Origin of the sequence: Citrobacter werkmanii, from assembly GCF_008693645.1 — a bacterium.
Lineage (GTDB): Bacteria > Pseudomonadota > Gammaproteobacteria > Enterobacterales > Enterobacteriaceae > Citrobacter > Citrobacter werkmanii.
Genome location: NZ_CP044101.1, coordinates 3,875,748 through 3,891,986 on the forward strand (window position 1 = coordinate 3,875,748; position 16,239 = coordinate 3,891,986).

The following is a 16,239-nucleotide window of genomic DNA, read 5'->3' on the forward strand; positions in this document are numbered from 1 at the left end:
CATTTAACATTTAACATTTAACCAGTTCAAATGTAATTTTATTGAAAAATAAAAAAATCAATTCAATGAAATTAATTTAAGTGAATCACAATCCATTTCGTGCTGATTGAAGGTCGAATAAATTTATTTTGTCGATTTTATCCTTATGAATAATTATGGTTAATTTAGCAGGGTGCGTAAAACGCATTTCACTTATTCTAAATGTCCAAAGCATAATTTTTAACAAATCTTCATCAGTAATATTTTTATGCTCTTTTATACGTGTGATGCCCGAACCAAAAATAGGAACAGAAACACTTTTCTGTGCATATACTCGGTTGACTCTATCCCAAAAATTGATCAAGAATTCAAGATACTCTGGCATTGTTAAACGGGCTTCATTAAAATCATTAAATTTAGAAAATGCTGTTAATAAATAATCCTCCCATACACAAATAGTTCCGAGTTCATATTTTTGTTTTTTACCTGACAATCTTTCGTATTTAAAATCTAAAACATCATCCCTTGAAAAAGGATACTGTTGAATATGGTTATCAAGTTCCTCAACTGTGCAGGAAAGATGTTCTGTAACAAACAATCCATTAAGACTATGATAGGCAATGATTTTATCATCAACCTGCGTATCGAAATATTCGTTAAAAGCTATGACTTTAAACCCTTGCTCAGCAAAAATATCTCCAGATTTAATTGTCACTGTACTTCCGTCAACGGTTAAATCAATAGATTTTATTTTATTTGAAACGATCCAGATTATAATGTAAATCACAAATAAAATAATACCACAAACTATTCCGGCAGGATTTTTATATTTAGCAGGAATATCCCAAAATAAAACAATTGCAGCAATAGCCCCTGTAATACCAGTTGCATACTTATAAAATATTGCCCTAACCTTTCTATCAAAAAAATTAACTTTTAACATTCTCGGTTCCTGAAAAGGATTTATATTTATATATTGCTGAACCCAATCTAGCGCTATCCCATCCACGTAATAATGAATGGCAGTCCTAATTCTATACAATTTGATCACACAAAATCCATACAAAAAGTGCGTGTTTTTATAAAACTATAGCCTGACAGCAATGCATAATATAGCCTTAGCGTGTTGATAAAACAGAGGGCCGAAGTATGAGCAACGAAAGGATATAGGTGGTCGCATATCGATTTCAATGAACCATTAGGAAGATGTCAAAAACTCTAATAGAGTAGAAAGCTTCCGTAGACGTTCATAGCCATCCATACAACTTATAAAGTTCCCCCCTAAGAACACCCCATTATAAAAAACATTAAATTACAACAAGTTAAATGTAAATTTAAAACTTTCCAATCTAACCATTGCTTTCAGACTCATTCATTTCTATCCGGACTCCGATTTTTCACCCGGACCTATACCTCCCCTCCCCGTTCCGCGCTATAACCGCCTCGACACTCTGTTCCCGTGAGGTGCAATCATGAAAACCCGTGCTGACAGTAACGATGCTTTTCCCGAAAGCGGCAATGTGCGTATGCGGCAGGTAGTCCAGTTTCTGGCGATGAGCGAATCGTCGGTTTACCGCCTGATTAAAGACACCGACTTTCCCCGCCCCGTCCACCTCTCTTCCCGACTGGTGGTTTTCGATGCCGCTGAAATCCGCCAGTGGCAACAGCGCCGCACCGCCATCCGTTAATCCACGCTCAGGGATGAGCCGACCGATACCCCATCATGAAACGCGCTCCTTTTCTCTGTAAGCAGTCTCCGGACCGCACGCTCGAAGTGGTGATCCTTGCCGGAAGCCTGGCATGGGAGACCTCACGCGCCTGGCGGAAAGATCCTGACCGGGAAGATGATGTTCCCCCGGTGGTACTCGGCCCGGATGAACTGGCCGATCTGGATAATCTGACCATTATCAGACCCAACACACTCTACGTCCGGGTACTCCGCACTGGCGATATCCACGAAGAGGAGTTGCTGAAAATCGCCGTAAAACTGGCACATGCGGATGTGCAGATGGCCCGGCTGATGAGCCCCGACGGTGAGCTGCTGGAGGACTGGAGCGGTCAGCTTGCACGCCTGCGGCAGGAAAGGCCTTCTGACATCCTGCCGGATCACTTCCGCCTCGATGAAGAGGCACTGTGGTTTGACAAGCTCACCGAACGCCGGGACGGGGAAAGCGACGTCCAGTCCCAGCGCATCTGTTCCCCGCTGCGCGTCACCGCTATCACCTGCGACAGCCATGACGGCAGCTATGGCCGCCTGCTGGAATGGCACACCACCACCGGGCAGCTGCGGCGCTGGGCCATGCCGATGGCAATGCTCAGCGGCAACGGCGAGGAGCTGAGGCGCATTCTGCTGGAGAACGGCCTGACCTACATCTCCACCCGCCCCGCCCTGCGCAGCCTGCTGTGCGAGTACATCTCGCGGTCACTCCCCGGACGCCGGGTCACCTGCGTGGAGAAAACCGGCTGGCACAACGGCGTGTACGTGCTGCCGGATGAGGTTATCGGTCCCGGTGGCGACAACGTCATTCTCCAGGGCAGCCACTATCTGACTGGCGGCTTTGCGCAGGGTGGTACTCTGGCGGAGTGGCAGGAGCAGGTCGCCGCACTCTGTGCAGGCAATTCACGACTGGTCTTTGCCGTCTGCTGTGCGCTGGCCGCCCCGCTGCTGCGCCTGACCGGAACGGGCGGCGGGGGTTTTCACCTGCGTGGTGAGTCCACCGACGGCAAGACCACGGTGATGAAGGTGGCTGCTTCCGTCTGTGGCGGCACGGATTACTGGCACTCCTGGCGGGCCACCGGGAATGCGCTGGAAGGAATTGCCAGCCGACACAATGATGCCCTGTTGCCGCTCGATGAACTGCGCGAAGTGGACCCGCGTGAGGCCGGAATGATTGCCTATATGCTGGCGAACGGCCAGGGCAAGGGGCGCGCCCGCACCGACGGCGAAGTACGCAACCGCAGACACTGGACGCTGCTGCTGTTCTCCACCGGGGAGCTGTCGCTGGCGGAACACACCGAATGCGCCGGGGAGCGCCTCTACGCCGGGATGGACGTGCGCATGGTACAAATCCCAAGCGACACCGGGCAGCATGGCGCGTTTGAGCAGCTACACGGCTTTGCCAGCGGCCAGCAATTTGCCGATGCCCTCTGCGACCAGGTCGCCCGCTTCCACGGCACCGCCTTTCGTGCCTGGCTGGCCTTCCTCACCAGTGACCAGGACGCCAGCACCACCCTGGCGAGAGAGTTACTTCGCCGCTACCAGACCGCCCTGATGCCGGACAACGCCGGAAACCAGGTGCAGCGCATCGTGGCCCGTTTTGCCCTGCTGGCGGTGGCCGGAGAGATGGCGACGCTGCACGGCATTACGGGCTGGCAGGAAGGCACGGCGTATGAGGCGGTGCAGATCTGCCTGCACGCCTGGCTGAACGAACGCGGCCATATTGCCAACCAGGAGGATGAAGGCGTGCTGGCACAGATCAAGCGGTTCATTACCGCGCACCAGTACAGCCGTTTTGCCTCGTGGGACGGCCCGGACCGCCCGCTGAATATGGTGGGCTTTCGCAGGGTGGAAAAAGATCCGCTGACGGGTGAAGAGCACACACTGTTTCACATCCTGCCGGAGGGCTGGCGGGAAATGTGCCGGGGATTCAGTCCCGCCAGAGCGGCCAGATTATGCCAGGAAGCAGAATGCCTGCTGCCCGGCAGCGACGGGAAATACCAGTCGCAGGTTCGCCTGCCGGAGATCGGCAAAGCCAGAGTCTACCGCCTCACCTCCCGCATCCTCAGTATCTGAGTGCCATCTCGCGTGTCTTAAAAAAAGGTGGTACAGGGTGGGACAAGTGGTACACGCAGGGCTGGCGCGGGTTACAGCGTCCCACCTTAAAGAATTTGGTTTAAAAAAAGTGGTACAGGGTGGGACAGGTGTTGCTGATTCTGTCCCACTTTTCAGACTGGCATTTTTCAGGTGGTACAGCGCAAAGCCACGGCTGGCGCGGTTGTACCACTTGTCCCACCTGTACCACCTCAAAAACAGAAGGAATGAAAATGGCGAAAAGGGACTGAAAAGGCAAAGGCTGAAAGGAAGGGAGAATAAGGGGAACGGGCCTGCCCTTAAAGGGCAAAAATATTTTCAGTTTTCAAACAAAGGCGGCTATGTATTTTACAAGTTCATGCAAGCTGGCAAAGCCATATTAGCTCAAACTACGTGCTCAGCGGCACTATTTCAGATGGTGTCACCAGCGCTCTACTGGCGCTGGCAGTGACCGAAAAGAATGAGGAGTTGAGCTAACGTCTATTTTAAGTGAAACAGGGTGAAGTGAACTGGAGGCGGCTCTAAAAATCGCAATCCTACTGCAATCATAAGCTCTTCATCCCAATAAAATTATAACGTACTAACTTTTAGTTTCTTTATTTTTCATATCAACGCCAGTTGTTTTACTATCAATTACGGTAGGTGACTTTTCATTATATGATGTCCATGATTGCCAACTAAACTGGAGCAATTGAAAAACAGAAAACATAACAGCAATCACACCTAATATTTTAACTACTGGTCTTTCAACAAAAACATTGACTTTATATGATAAATTTTTGTTATGAACTTTAATTTTGTTTTGCTGCAATAAAAAATACATGTGTTGAAACCAGTAAACCTTTGACATAGTAGATTTGTGCAATCTCACATATTCCTTTGCAGCAAATGCTTCTACTTCTTCTTTTCCTGTTAAATTATCCCTATGTTCTCCATCATTAAGCTTCATAAAACTTGCCATTCTGGGGTGTTCAACACAATTCTTTCCATATACGGATAAAATTAAAGCTGATAGATTATATTTTCTAGAATCAGGTATTCTTTTGGATTCATTCTGAGTTAATACTTTATATCGGTGAGACAAAGCCTCAAAACCATAATTTATATTTGTCATATTCCAGTGAAGCCAATAGCCGTTTATATTATCCGATACAAACTCAAAAAATTGCCTTAACATCTCCCCTTCAAGAGCATCGTAATGTTCATTTATCAGATTTCTTTCAATTTTATTTACTTCAGCGACTAAATGAATTGAAAAACTATGCATGGTAGCACTACCAACATGTAACACAGCAATAGATGTAATTCTAGGTGAGTAGTTTTCATTGTTATCATTCAAATTCTCACACGAATAATGAATGATGAAGAGATCTTTTTCATTTGCCTTTAGTTGTTTGAGTGTTTCTTTGGCGCTCACTTATCATCCCATCCATATAATATTTTGAGGTAGAAGAATTTCTATTTATCACTTAAGTATAATTCTAGCACTTTCATCGCGAAACAGTCATCACGGATATAAAAATAGCATTCTGGCACATCCAGCACTCGAGCAAACTCACATACCAACTCAAACGTCGGCTTATGTGTACCATTCTCATAGTGCGACAAACGCGAATACGCTGTAGCCTCTTCTATACCAGCAAGTACACCAAGTTTTTCTTGGGTCAGCTTTGCTCGCAGACGAGCTTCTTTTAGTCTCTTGGGGATCATACCGTGTGTCCGGTGAGGATTTCACGATAATCTTTAGCATTACTCAAGTTTTTTTATCTTTAGACTTCATAAAGATAGAAACTATAACATCAATGGGTGCACTAACGGGAACAATTAACTTATACGTATCTTTTCCACTGTACCCGTTTTCCCCCATATAGCTTCAGCATCGTATCAGCAAAACTGTCATCCAGTGTGTAGAAGTAGCCTTCAGGCACATTGAGAACTTCAGCAAATCGACAAACCAGTTCGAATTTAGGTTTATGCCGGCCATTTTCGTAATGGGACATTCTCGAATACCCCGTTTCTTCAGAAATACCTGCCGCAATAGCCAACTCCTCTTGTGACATATCCGCTAATTCTCTCGCAATCCTAAGACGTTTCGGAACCATAACCTTGCCCTGTTAGTGGTTATATTGACAGCATCTTTAGCATTCCTTAAGATGGGTTATCTTTAGAGTTACTAAAGTTATGGTAACTGATTGTCTTAACTGGTTTTAGGCATGAGAGAGGTAAACGGAATGGCTAAAAAAGACTGGCACCCCGCCGACATCGTTGCTGCCTTACACAAGCGCGGTACCAGTCTGGCAAAACTCTCGCGGGAAGCGGGACTGGCCTCTTCGACGCTGGCGAATGCTCTGAGCCGACCGTGGCCGAAAGGCGAGTGGCTGATTGCCATCGCGCTCGACGTGCATCCGTCAGAGATCTGGCCCGGCCGTTACCTCAACTCCAGTAACAAACGTGAACCCCGTAAACCGCTTCACCCCATGACAACAACCGACAACTCCGGGACATAACGACCCGCGCTGTGAGTGGCAGGACGCATTAACCAACGACACCTGACAGGAGAGTTGTTTATGCACACCGAACCACAAACCAACACCATCGCACTGAGTACAGGAGGCCGCCATGTTTCTGGTCTCCCTGGCTGAAGGCTTTATCCACCTGTTCCATGCCGCAGGCAAAATCTTCCTCGACATGATGACCGGGCTTATCCCGATGCTTATCTGTCTGCTGCTGGCCATCAACTTCCTGATGAAGCTGGTCGGCACCGTCAGAATGGAGAAAGTCGCCGCCCTGCTCGGCCGCTCGCGCATCCTCACCTACGGCGTGCTGCCGGTGCTCGGCTGGTTCTTTATGAGCAGCCCCGGCGCGCTGACGCTCGGTTAGCTCCTGCCCGAGAAGAGCAAGCCCGGCTATGAGGACGCACTCGGCACCACTGCCCATCCGCTCACCAGCCTGTTCCCCCACGTGGTGCCGTCAGAGCTGTTCGTCTGGCTTGGCGTCGCTGCCGGAATACAGGCGCTTGGTCTCCCGGTCACCTCACTGGCTCTGCGCTATATCGCGGCCGCCATGCTGATTGGCCTGATACGCGGGATTATCACCGAGTACCTGTTTCTGCGTCTCAGCAAACGGGGGAACGTGCCATGATGACCTACCGTGCACATATCGTCGCCGTCGGGGTGTTTGTTGCCGATGGTCTGACCGACAAAATGCTGATCACCTTCGACAGCAACGGGCCGAAGGACTGCCTCGATTACTCGCTGTCGCTGGAGACCTTATTACGTGAAGAGAGCCTGTTCATTCTGCCCGGTGACACCCTTTTACTGGCCGGGTTCAGCTATCTCATTACCGCCGTGGGTAAAGGGGCGCAGCAGGCGCTGTTTGAACTCGGCCACCTGACCATGAAGTTTGACGGCGGGCTGAATGCCTTCCATCCCGGCGTGGTCCACCTCTCCGGTCCGTTGCCTGCGCTTGCGTCCCTGCACGGGGAACTGGTGATTGCGGAGGGACGCCCATGAACACGGTGCTCATTCCTCCCGGCCCCGGAGGCTACGGTAAGGGGCTGTGGCTGCCCGTCGCCAGTGGCAAGAAGGTGCTGTCACTCACCGGGCGCGAAATCCATCCCGTAGCCATTGAAATTGGCGCACTGACCGAGTCGGAAATCGTCAATGGCTTTGCCAGTATTCCCCCGGATGAGGAACTGCTGTGCGTGGTGATTAACTGCGCCGGGTCCCTGCGCTGCGGCCTGTATCCGCAGAAGGGTATTCCGACCATCAACGTGCTGCCTACCTGGCGGGCCGGACCGCTGGCGCAGTTTATTAACGAGGATAACTACGTCTCCGGCGTGACGATGGAGCAACTGGTTCTCGTGGATACCGCCGAAGCCCCGGACGGTGAACCAGAGTCCGTGCCTGTCGCTGCGCCACGGGTTATCACCACACCGCCGCCTCCGCATGGCGCAGAGAAACTGGTGCGCATGGTCGAAAAAACAGGTACCGCCGTCGGCCACGTTATCGCCCTGCTGTTTGCCGCCAGCCGCGAGGCAGTGGATGTCTCCCTGCGTAACGTTATCCCGTTTATGGCCTTTGTCTCGCTGCTGATAGCCCTGGTGCAGGAGACCGCGCTCGGCAGCCTGATTGCCCACGCCCTGACGCCGCTGGCGAACTCGCTGTGGGGACTGGTGCTGCTGTCGCTCATCTGCGGTATTCCGTTCCTCTCCCCGGTGCTCGGGCCGGGCGCGGCCATCTCGCAGGTGATTGGCGTGATGATTGGTACGCAGATTGGCGCGGGTGCGATATCTCCGGCCTTCGCCCTGCCCGCGCTGTTTGCCATCAACGTGCAGGTCGGCTGCGACTTTGTCCCGGTGGGCCTTTCCATGCAGGAGGCAAAGCCGGAGACCATCGCCAAAGGCGTCCCTGCCTTTTTACTGTCGAGGCAACTGACCGGGCCGCTGGCCGTCATCATCGGCTGGCTGTTTTCCCTGGGCTTATTCTGAGGACATCATCATGAACAAAATCAGAGCCGCCGTGGTCGGCGCGGGTATCTACGGCAAACACCATATGAATGCGTACCGCCATAACCCGGACACGGTCCTGGTCGCCATCTGCGACACCGATGCAGAGCGCTGCGATGACCTTGCCATGGCATATGGCGTAATCGGCTATACCCGGCTGGAAACACTGCTGGAAGAGGAAGCCATCGACGTGGTCTCGGTGGCGACGCCGGATCCGTACCACACCGAATCCATCCTCACCGCCCTGCGCCACGGCAAGCATGTGCTGGCGGAGAAACCGCTCGCCACCTCGGTACGCGAATGCGAGCTTATCGTGGAGATGGCGCAGCAGCGGGGCCTGCTGGTCGGCGTCGATTTTCACAAGCGCTGGGACCCGGCGGTGATGCGCATCAAAGCTGAACTGGAGAAACCGGAAACCGGGCAGATCCTGCGCGGCCATATCAGTATGGACGATGTGATAACGGTCCCGACGCAGTGGCTGAACTGGGCGGGCGCAAGCTCCCCGGTGTGGTTCCTGGGTTCCCACTGCTTCGACCTGGTGCGGTATCTCTCCGGGCAGGAGGTGGTATCGGTGTATGCGGTGGGCCAGAAGCAACTGCTGGACGTGTACGGGATAGACACCCACGACAGCGTGCAGAACCTGCTGACCATGGCTGATGGCAGTTCGTGGGTAGTCGAGAATTCATGGGTACTGCCGGAGGGGTTTCCGAAAGACAACGACGGGCGCATTGAGATCCTCAGCGGGACGATGTATATCCGTAGCACCTCACAGCACCGGGGGCTGGAAATCACCACCCCGGATAAGACACTTACGCCCAACAGCTACTTCATCAACTACCGCAACGGCATCGCCAGCGGCTTCGGCATCGATCCGATAAACGACTTTGTGCGGGCGGTCAGGAACCGTTCGCCGTACCCGGTGATGGCAGAGGACGGACTGGCGGTCAGCCGGATTTGCGAGGCGGTGCATCGCAGTCTGGAAAGCGGTAAACCTGAAAACATTTAAACTAATGGCGCAGATAGTTCTCTGCGCCAGTCTCGTACTATTTTATTAAGCTCTATCCACGCGTCACCATAAAATCAGACGTTACGCTTCCACTATCAAACCAACTGTCCCAACCTCCATCTGCTGGAATAGTAATACGCGTATGCTTTGCCACAGCAATATTCACATACTTAGTATATTCCTTGAAGCATACGTTTTTCTCTGACGAACCAACTAACTGCCGTGTTTTGGATAATGTTATCTATTTCATGCCATATATTTCCTTCGATACATAGCAAAAATTATTCTTTATAAGAAATCGCAAAATTTTCCGACTATTTGTTTGCACTACCACACAATATAAAAATTGGATGAGCGGATAGTGTTATTCGGGCGCATGAAAGCCTCTCCGCGCCAACACGATAAAATTATCTGAAAACCACCATATGAGGATTAAATAATGGAAACTGAGCATGAAGCTATCAATATTGCATTAACCATTGAAAATGGTGTTGTTACCAATGTTCGCCAGATTCGAAAAGATGAACATATAGCCTCCCTGGATACTTTTCTCTGGATAGTAAAGCGCACTGGCTATGAGGTTATTCCGCCTCAAGAAAACACTCAAAATCCAGAAAATATCAAGGTTCTCGCTGAAGTCGAATAAATGAATACATTGCCCAGAATGATTAATTTGTATGTACAACTGTAATCAGGAAATCAGGCGCAGAGTTCCCCCTGCGCCTTCACCTCAGTGATGCTGCAACAACACCTGCGAAATCTTCCTCGCCTCACCAGCCGGATCCGCCGAATGCGTGATCGCTGATCCCACAATCACCACATCCGGTCCTAACAGCGCATAGTCCTTTACCGTCAGGCTGGTGATGCCACCTGCTACTGCAATCCGGGATTTCCGGCGCGCCTTCAGCATCGTTATCAAATCATCTATCGGCTTGCGCCCCGCCGCCTGCTGGTCGGTGCCGGTGTGTACCGCCAGCATATCCGCGCCCGCCTCCTCCAGCAGGCGAACCCGCGCGGGGAGATCGTCGACGCAGATCATATCCACCACCACCTGCTTTCCAGCCTCCTTCGCTGCGCGAATGCAGGACTGGATTGTTAGCACATCGGTGACGCCTAACACCGTGACATAATCTGCCCCGGCGTCGAAAAGCAGCTGCGATTCAAAATGGCCGCCATCCATAATTTTCGCATCCGCCAGTACTTCCTTATGTGGATATTTTTCTTTAATGGCTTTAATCGCCTTCACGCCTTCCCGAATAAGAAAAGGCGTGCCCACCTCAATAATATCAACGTCATCAACCACCTTATCGATAAATACCAGCGCTTCAGGCAGGGTTAACTCGTCCAGGGCAAGCTGTAATTTCATGTTGGTTTCCTTGTGTCGAATGACTATTCGAGGTTGGCGTGCAGCGCAAAGCCTTTGGTTAAGCGATATCCCGTCGACTGCGCCAGATTCACAATCATGGAATCGCCCAGCACCATGACCGCCTCTTCAAACAGGCTGCCGCCGGGCAGAATGCCTTTCACGTTATCCGGTCCATCCGGCAGTTTGTCGGTATAGGCCGGGATCCTGACCACTACGTCAGCCAGTTTCCCCTGCGTGGACTCGGGGAAAATGGTCAGCAGGGCCACTGTGCCCCCCAGTTGCTTTGCTTTCGTAGCCACATTCACCAGCGAAGCCGTTTCGCCCGATGCGCTGGCCAGCAGCAGCAGGTCGCCTTTTTGCAGAGCAGGCGTGACCACATCGCCGACAACATGCACCTTCAGGCCGATATGCATCAGGCGCATCGCCAGAGCTTTCAGCATTAACAGCGAACGTCCAGCGCCAAAAACAAATATCGCGTTCGCTTCAGCGATGGCCTGCTCCAGACGCGCCAGCGCAGCGCCATCAATCCGCGCCATCGCCTGATGCAGGTCGCTACAGGCGACGCCTGCAACAGATTGCGTTTCCATCATGCGTCCTCCTGACAGAGCGGGAATAAATCATCCTGATACTCGAGCATCCCCATGATTTCCCGGACATAGTTATCGACATGCCCCAGAAAGTGAAAACGTTCCGGCGCGGCGCGGTAGCGCTGGTAAAGCGGCGTATCGAAGGTGATGCCAAGATGCGGGTTCTCTTTGACGGTGGCGAATTTGATGTGCGGAATATGCGGGTAGTAGTGATTCTTGCGCACGCAGAGCTGCCCGTTCTCCTCCACGATGTAGCAGGCCATACCGTGGTAAAACTGCACCGTGTCGTAGTGAACCGCGCAGGGTTTATACGCGAGGTTGCTGAACACCAGCGGCCCGTCGCCGATATTGATGGAACAGTGGCCGTAATTCGGCGGCACGATAATGCTCTGGCCCTCCTTCACCACCGCCACGATAAGATCGTCCACCAGCAGATCTTTTGGTGCGACGGCAAAATCCGGCGACTTTTGCAGGATATATGCCGCCGTGCCCTTAATCACCTCATACACTTCCGGATGGGTGTTGCGCCGCGTGTCGTTATAGCCGTGATAATGGCCGCTGGTTTTCTTGCGCTCCTTGCCGATCGTCCCCGGCATGATGATGGTAATGTCATACTGGTACTGGTCAGCGGTGAGCCGTTCCTGATCCTCCGCAAAACTGAGCCCGCGATAGACATCGTAAGCCGGTTCATCACGCTGCGCTTCGGTGAACTCCGGTAAGACCACCGCCATCTGCCCGGCGCTTTTGCGGCCAAAGCCGAGATAGTTCAGCGGCAGTTTCAGCGCCATCACGCCATCGTCATCGAGATACAGCGGCAGGCCGCTGTGGTGTAGCTGTTTCATTTTGCCTCCTGTGTATACGCGTTAGCTGCGCGGATCGCCTCTTTCAGCCGATCGGATTTCATGCCAAAGACGCTCTGAATGTTGTTCCCGACCTCAACGACGCCCGCCGCGCCAAGCTGTTTCAGCAGCGCTTTGTCCACCAGCGTCTTATCCGTCACGTCAATGCGCAGACGCGACATGCAGGCCTCGATGCTGGTCATATTCCCCAGCCCGCCATAGGCCAGAATGATGCCGCTCACCAGGTCGTTCTGTTCGTTTTCCTGCGTCACCGCACTTTCTTCGACTTCACGCCCCGGCGTCAGCAAATTCCAGCGGCGGATGGCAAAGGTAAACAGGGCGTAGTACACCGCTCCCATCACCAGCCCGACCGGGAATACCATGTACCAGTGAGGCGCGCGCGGCAGGACGCCAAAGAAGAGATAGTCGATAAGCCCGCCGGAGAAAGAGAGCCCGATGTGTACGCTGAACCACTCCATCAGCAGGAACACCAGTCCCGCCAGGACGGCGTGAATGCCATATAGCACGGGCGCAACAAACAGGAAGGAGAACTCAATCGGCTCGGTGATACCGCAGACGATGGAGGTGATCGCGCCAGAGAGCATAATGCCCTTCACCCGCGCTTTGTTTTCCGGGCTGGCGCAGCGGTAGATCGCCAGCGCAATCGCCGGAATACAGAACATCTTGATGGGCGTCAGCCCGGCCATAAAGGTTCCGGCGGTAATCGGCACCTGATCTTTCAACTGGGCAAAGAAGATAAGCTGGTCGCCATGCACCACCTGCCCGGCTTTGTTCACGTACTCGCCAAACTGCAGCCAGAACGTCGGCCACCAGACATGGTTAAGACCAAACGGGATCAGCAGCCGCTCGACAAAACCGAACAGGAAGGCGGACACGCCCGGCCCCTGCACCGTCATAGTATTCGACAGGCCATTAATCAGATGCTGAACCGGCGGCCAGACCACCGCCATCACCAGCCCGACAAACAGCGCAGCGAAGGAAGTCACTATCGGCACAAATCGCTTGCCGGAAAAGAACTCCAGCCATGACGGAAGCTGGATGCGGTAATAGCGTTTATACAGCCAGGCGGCGATAATCCCGATAATGATGCCGCCAAACACGCCGGTCTGGAGCGAAGGGATGCCCAGCACCATCGTGTAGTCACGCACCTGCGCCACCGATTCGGGCGTGATCCCAAGAAACTGGCCGATGGTGACGTTCATAATCAAAAACCCGGCGATCGCCGATAACCCGGCAATGCCCTGATCGTCACTAAGCCCTACCGCCACGCCGACCGCAAACAGCAGCGGCAGGTTAGCGAAAATCGCACTACCCGCTTCCGCCATCAGCTTCAGCACGTGAACCAGCCAGTCAGCGCCGAGAAACGGCAGGCTGGCGACAATATTGGGATCCTGAAAGCTGACGCCGAAGGCCAGCAAAATACCGGCGGCAGGCAGCATGGCAATGGGGATCATTAACGATCGCCCGATGCTTTGTAACATTTGCAGAAGGTTGAATCTTTTCATCTCGATCTCCTGAGCGCGTCTTTATGACAGGGATTCGCACAACAGCAGGTTCTGCTCCGAACACCTTCAGTATCCGAACCGGAGATGATTAAAAAAACAGCAACCGACGACGAAAGTTATTTCCGGTTTTCGCTTAAAACCGGAAAATTTATGAGGGCAATCACGCCAGAAGCCGTCAGAAAGGGATAAAAGAGGAAATCGCGTTCGGCGGGAGGCCATCATATGAGTATCTTCGAGGCGCATTTTCGCAGGCTGCACGCCCGCTACGGCGCAGGTCAGACGCACGAATTACAGATGCAGGAGATCGCCGCCATCTTCGGCTGTTCGGTGCGTAACTGCCGGATTGCGCTGAAAAAGATGCATCAGGAAAAATGGCTCGACTGGCAGCCCCAGCGCGGACGCGGCAAGCGCTCACGGCTCCATCTGTTAACCTCGCCGGAAAAGCTGTTCAGCCAGAACGTCAATAAGCTGCTGGAGAAGCAGGATTACGGCAACGTGCTGAGGTTTATCGGCAACGACAAGTATCTGCTGGATCGCCTGAGCCTGTGGCGCTTTGGGGTACAGGATAAAAGCAGCGAAACGCGGGTGCGCATCCCCTACTACCGCAATCTGGATCCGCTTAATCCGCTCGTTCCACTGCGGCGAACCGAACGCCACCTCCTGCGCCAGTGCCTCAGCGGACTGACGCGCTATGACGCCGTTCAGGGCAAGATCGTCCCCGATATCGCCCACTACTGGACCCACAACGAGGACTTTACCCGCTGGGAGTTTTGGCTGAAATCCACCGCCCGCTTTGCCGATGGCAGCGAACTGGATGCCTGCGCCGTTCAGCGCTGCCTGCTCGCCGCCAGCCAGAGCCCGCAGTTCGCCCCGCTTTTCAGCCCAATCAAAACCATCACCGCTGACGCCCCCTGGCATCTGGCGATTGAAACGCATCACCCGGTCAGGCGGCTCGACTGTCTGCTCGCCACCCAGCCGACGATGCTGTTTGATTACCAGCACGGACACATCCGCTGTACCGGCGCTTTCCACCTACAGGAGCACAGCGACAACTTTATGGTTTTGCGGCGCAATCAACACTGGCATCAGGCGCGCCCCGGACTGGATGAGCTCACCATTTTCACCTGGGCTCCGGAGCATATCAGCATGAGCTTTATTCCCCTGCTGCGGGGCGAAGAGGCGCAGGATGACCGCCCGCTCAACGAGCGTAGTCTGGAGCAGGGGTGCTGCTTTGTGCTGCTGGACAGTGACGGGGCCTTTGCAGATGAGGCCGGAAGACGGTTTATCAATTACCTGCTGCAACCTGTCGAACTCCTCAGCCAGACGCAGCTTCCCGACGAATATGCACGCATCCTCTCCGTTGCTCAAGGTATGCTGCCGCAATGGAACCACCGCCCGGTGGATTTTGGCGGGGTCACCGCGCCGTTTAACCTGCGTCAGCCGGTTATTATCAGCACCTTTCAGCAACCGGAACTGGTGGAGCTTGCCGGAGCAATTCGCCGCTTGCTTGAACGCTGGCATATTCGCGCCGAAATACGGATCGACCCATTTGACCGCTTTAACAGCCAGCCGCGTCCCCCTGCGGATATCTGGCTCAGCAACTTTATGCTCGATACGCTTTCGGTTCCGGCGTTTCTGGAATGGCTGGCGTCCACCGCGCTATTTACGCGCTTGCCTGAAGCCCAGCGACAAAATCTGAACGCCCTGCTACCGACTATTTTGAACAGCGATGATGAACAGGCATTTGCAATTATTGCCGCCTTTTTCCATGAGATGACCCATCAGCGATATGTCATTCCTTTGCTGCATCACTGGATGGAATTTGCGACCGAGAAGTCATTTACCTGGCGGGATTTAAATACGCTGGGATGGCCGGATTTCAGCCAGCTCTGGCTCGAATAATGCACGCCCGCAAAAGCTCGCTAAAGGGCCTTTAAAGGCCTTTAAGGGTAAGGGAGAGAACTGCACCATTGTGGCTGTCAATTCGTTTTGTTTAGCTCTTCCTGATTTTCTTCTTGCCTGGGAGAACTGGCATGTTTTTTCGTTTCTGGATCCAGAAGAGCTGCGTCCAGCATCAGAGTAACATTCCGCATAGTGCGTTAGATCATTCTGCATACCCAATTCTGTTCGTTTAAGTATTTTAGGTACGGCTGAGATAGCGTGGTTTGAACCATCAGAACAATTAAAATCTACGCCCGCAAAGGCTCGCTTTAGCGAGCCTTTGCGGGCGGCATTTCTGGATAATTATCCATAAAAGCCTCACCAGAGATGTAAAAGAATCCTTCCTGCCGCGGCATTCTCTGGACAATATTTTCCCAATCTTCTGATGCTCATGAAACCGCATACTGCATCATGATAATAAAGTTATTTATTATCAATGAATTATGCGGATTAAATCAGCTTGACCATCGCATCAACAATGCTATTTTTACGGTAACTGCCGCAGTCCTGGGACTGCACCCGAGACAGCCACGACCTTAGAGGACTGTGCCTGGCTGCTATGTCAGGTTGGTCAAGCCCTTAACCCCGCAAGCCGGACAATACGGCGGGGGCGTCTCTGACGCAGTCCGGTCGTTGTTGCTGCTATAACCTGTGCCAACAAGAGGCAGGTTGGTACC

The 16,239-nt window shown here is 52.7% G+C and carries 17 protein-coding genes and 1 pseudogene; 10 read left to right on the forward strand and 8 right to left on the reverse strand.

From position 1 onward, the window contains the following. Positions 1-85: 85 nt before the first annotated feature. The gene (locus FOB24_RS19215; RefSeq protein ID WP_150345328.1) at positions 86-922 is read right to left on the reverse strand and encodes a macro domain-containing protein; all 837 of its coding nucleotides are present in this window, start codon (positions 920-922) and stop codon (positions 86-88) included. Positions 923-1,451: 529 nt separating this feature from the next. On the opposite strand from FOB24_RS19215, the gene FOB24_RS19220 reads away from it, so the two are divergent. Genes FOB24_RS19220 through FOB24_RS19230 form a run of 3 tightly spaced genes read left to right on the forward strand, consistent with a single transcriptional unit; the run spans position 1,452 to position 4,241 of the window. Beyond that, the gene (locus FOB24_RS19220) at positions 1,452-1,667 is read left to right on the forward strand and encodes an AlpA family transcriptional regulator (protein ID WP_020801525.1); all 216 of its coding nucleotides are present in this window, start codon (positions 1,452-1,454) and stop codon (positions 1,665-1,667) included. A 35-nt stretch (positions 1,668-1,702) separates the two neighbouring features. Then, positions 1,703-3,772 carry a DUF927 domain-containing protein gene (locus FOB24_RS19225; protein WP_150345329.1) on the forward strand — a complete coding sequence of 690 codons (2,070 nt, stop codon included), beginning with the start codon at positions 1,703-1,705 and terminating at the stop codon, positions 3,770-3,772. A gap of 37 nt (positions 3,773-3,809) precedes the next feature. After that, the gene (locus tag FOB24_RS19230) at positions 3,810-4,241 is read left to right on the forward strand and encodes a hypothetical protein (protein ID WP_150345330.1); all 432 of its coding nucleotides are present in this window, start codon (positions 3,810-3,812) and stop codon (positions 4,239-4,241) included. Between the two features lie 129 nt (positions 4,242-4,370). Here the strand turns inward: FOB24_RS19230 and FOB24_RS19235 are convergent, their stop codons facing one another. The 3 genes from FOB24_RS19235 to FOB24_RS19245 form a co-directional block, all read right to left on the reverse strand. Next, positions 4,371-5,207 carry a hypothetical protein gene (locus tag FOB24_RS19235; RefSeq protein WP_200028691.1) on the reverse strand — a complete coding sequence of 279 codons (837 nt, stop codon included), beginning with the start codon at positions 5,205-5,207 and terminating at the stop codon, positions 4,371-4,373. A 41-nt stretch (positions 5,208-5,248) separates the two neighbouring features. Continuing rightward, entirely contained in the window at positions 5,249-5,500 is a 252-nt protein-coding gene (locus FOB24_RS19240) for a helix-turn-helix transcriptional regulator (RefSeq protein WP_150345331.1), read from the reverse strand. A gap of 119 nt (positions 5,501-5,619) precedes the next feature. Continuing rightward, the gene (locus tag FOB24_RS19245; protein WP_150345332.1) at positions 5,620-5,892 is read right to left on the reverse strand and encodes a helix-turn-helix transcriptional regulator; all 273 of its coding nucleotides are present in this window, start codon (positions 5,890-5,892) and stop codon (positions 5,620-5,622) included. Between the two features lie 129 nt (positions 5,893-6,021). On the opposite strand from FOB24_RS19245, the gene FOB24_RS19250 reads away from it, so the two are divergent. From FOB24_RS19250 to FOB24_RS19275, 6 genes and pseudogenes are all read left to right on the forward strand, one after another. Further along, positions 6,022-6,297 (forward strand): helix-turn-helix domain-containing protein, encoded by a 276-nt coding sequence (locus FOB24_RS19250; RefSeq protein WP_150345333.1) that lies wholly within the window; start codon positions 6,022-6,024, stop codon positions 6,295-6,297. Between the two features lie 112 nt (positions 6,298-6,409). After that, positions 6,410-6,931: pseudogene (gene srlA / locus FOB24_RS19255) on the forward strand (PTS glucitol/sorbitol transporter subunit IIC). Continuing rightward, the gene (locus FOB24_RS19260) at positions 6,928-7,302 is read left to right on the forward strand and encodes a PTS glucitol/sorbitol transporter subunit IIA (RefSeq protein ID WP_150345334.1); all 375 of its coding nucleotides are present in this window, start codon (positions 6,928-6,930) and stop codon (positions 7,300-7,302) included. The pseudogene srlA and the gene FOB24_RS19260 overlap by 4 nt, the downstream one beginning before the upstream one ends. Continuing rightward, a complete protein-coding gene (gene srlE / locus FOB24_RS19265) occupies positions 7,299-8,279 on the forward strand; it encodes a PTS glucitol/sorbitol transporter subunit IIB (protein WP_150345335.1) in 981 nt (326 codons plus the stop codon). Before FOB24_RS19260 ends, srlE begins: the two co-directional genes overlap by 4 nt. Positions 8,280-8,289: 10 nt before the next feature. After that, the gene (locus FOB24_RS19270) at positions 8,290-9,303 is read left to right on the forward strand and encodes a Gfo/Idh/MocA family protein (RefSeq protein ID WP_150345336.1); all 1,014 of its coding nucleotides are present in this window, start codon (positions 8,290-8,292) and stop codon (positions 9,301-9,303) included. A 439-nt stretch (positions 9,304-9,742) separates the two neighbouring features. Continuing rightward, the gene (locus FOB24_RS19275) at positions 9,743-9,949 is read left to right on the forward strand and encodes a hypothetical protein (RefSeq protein WP_150345337.1); all 207 of its coding nucleotides are present in this window, start codon (positions 9,743-9,745) and stop codon (positions 9,947-9,949) included. Positions 9,950-10,033: 84 nt separating this feature from the next. Here FOB24_RS19275 and hxlA read toward each other — a convergent pair whose 3' ends face one another. From hxlA to ptsG, 4 genes are read right to left on the reverse strand one after another with little or no spacing between them, the layout of a single operon-like run. Beyond that, positions 10,034-10,669: a 3-hexulose-6-phosphate synthase gene (hxlA, locus tag FOB24_RS19280; RefSeq protein ID WP_150345338.1), complete on the reverse strand. Its 636-nt coding sequence runs from the start codon at positions 10,667-10,669 to the stop codon at positions 10,034-10,036. Between the two features lie 23 nt (positions 10,670-10,692). Further along, positions 10,693-11,256 carry a 6-phospho-3-hexuloisomerase gene (hxlB, locus tag FOB24_RS19285; RefSeq protein WP_150345588.1) on the reverse strand — a complete coding sequence of 188 codons (564 nt, stop codon included), beginning with the start codon at positions 11,254-11,256 and terminating at the stop codon, positions 10,693-10,695. After that, on the reverse strand, positions 11,256-12,098 hold the full coding sequence (locus FOB24_RS19290) for a glucose-6-phosphate isomerase family protein (protein ID WP_150345339.1): 843 nt from the start codon (positions 12,096-12,098) through the stop codon (positions 11,256-11,258). The genes hxlB and FOB24_RS19290 overlap by 1 nt, the downstream gene beginning before the upstream one ends. After that, complete coding sequence (ptsG, locus tag FOB24_RS19295) at positions 12,095-13,621, reverse strand: glucose-specific PTS transporter subunit IIBC (RefSeq protein WP_150345340.1); 1,527 nt, start codon at positions 13,619-13,621, stop codon at positions 12,095-12,097. The genes FOB24_RS19290 and ptsG overlap by 4 nt, the downstream gene beginning before the upstream one ends. Positions 13,622-13,843: 222 nt before the next feature. Here ptsG and FOB24_RS19300 point away from each other — a divergent pair, with 222 nt between their 5' ends. Further along, positions 13,844-15,523, forward strand: a complete 1,680-nt coding sequence (locus tag FOB24_RS19300; protein WP_150345341.1) for an SgrR family transcriptional regulator — start codon at positions 13,844-13,846, stop codon at positions 15,521-15,523. Positions 15,524-16,239 lie beyond the last annotated feature (716 nt).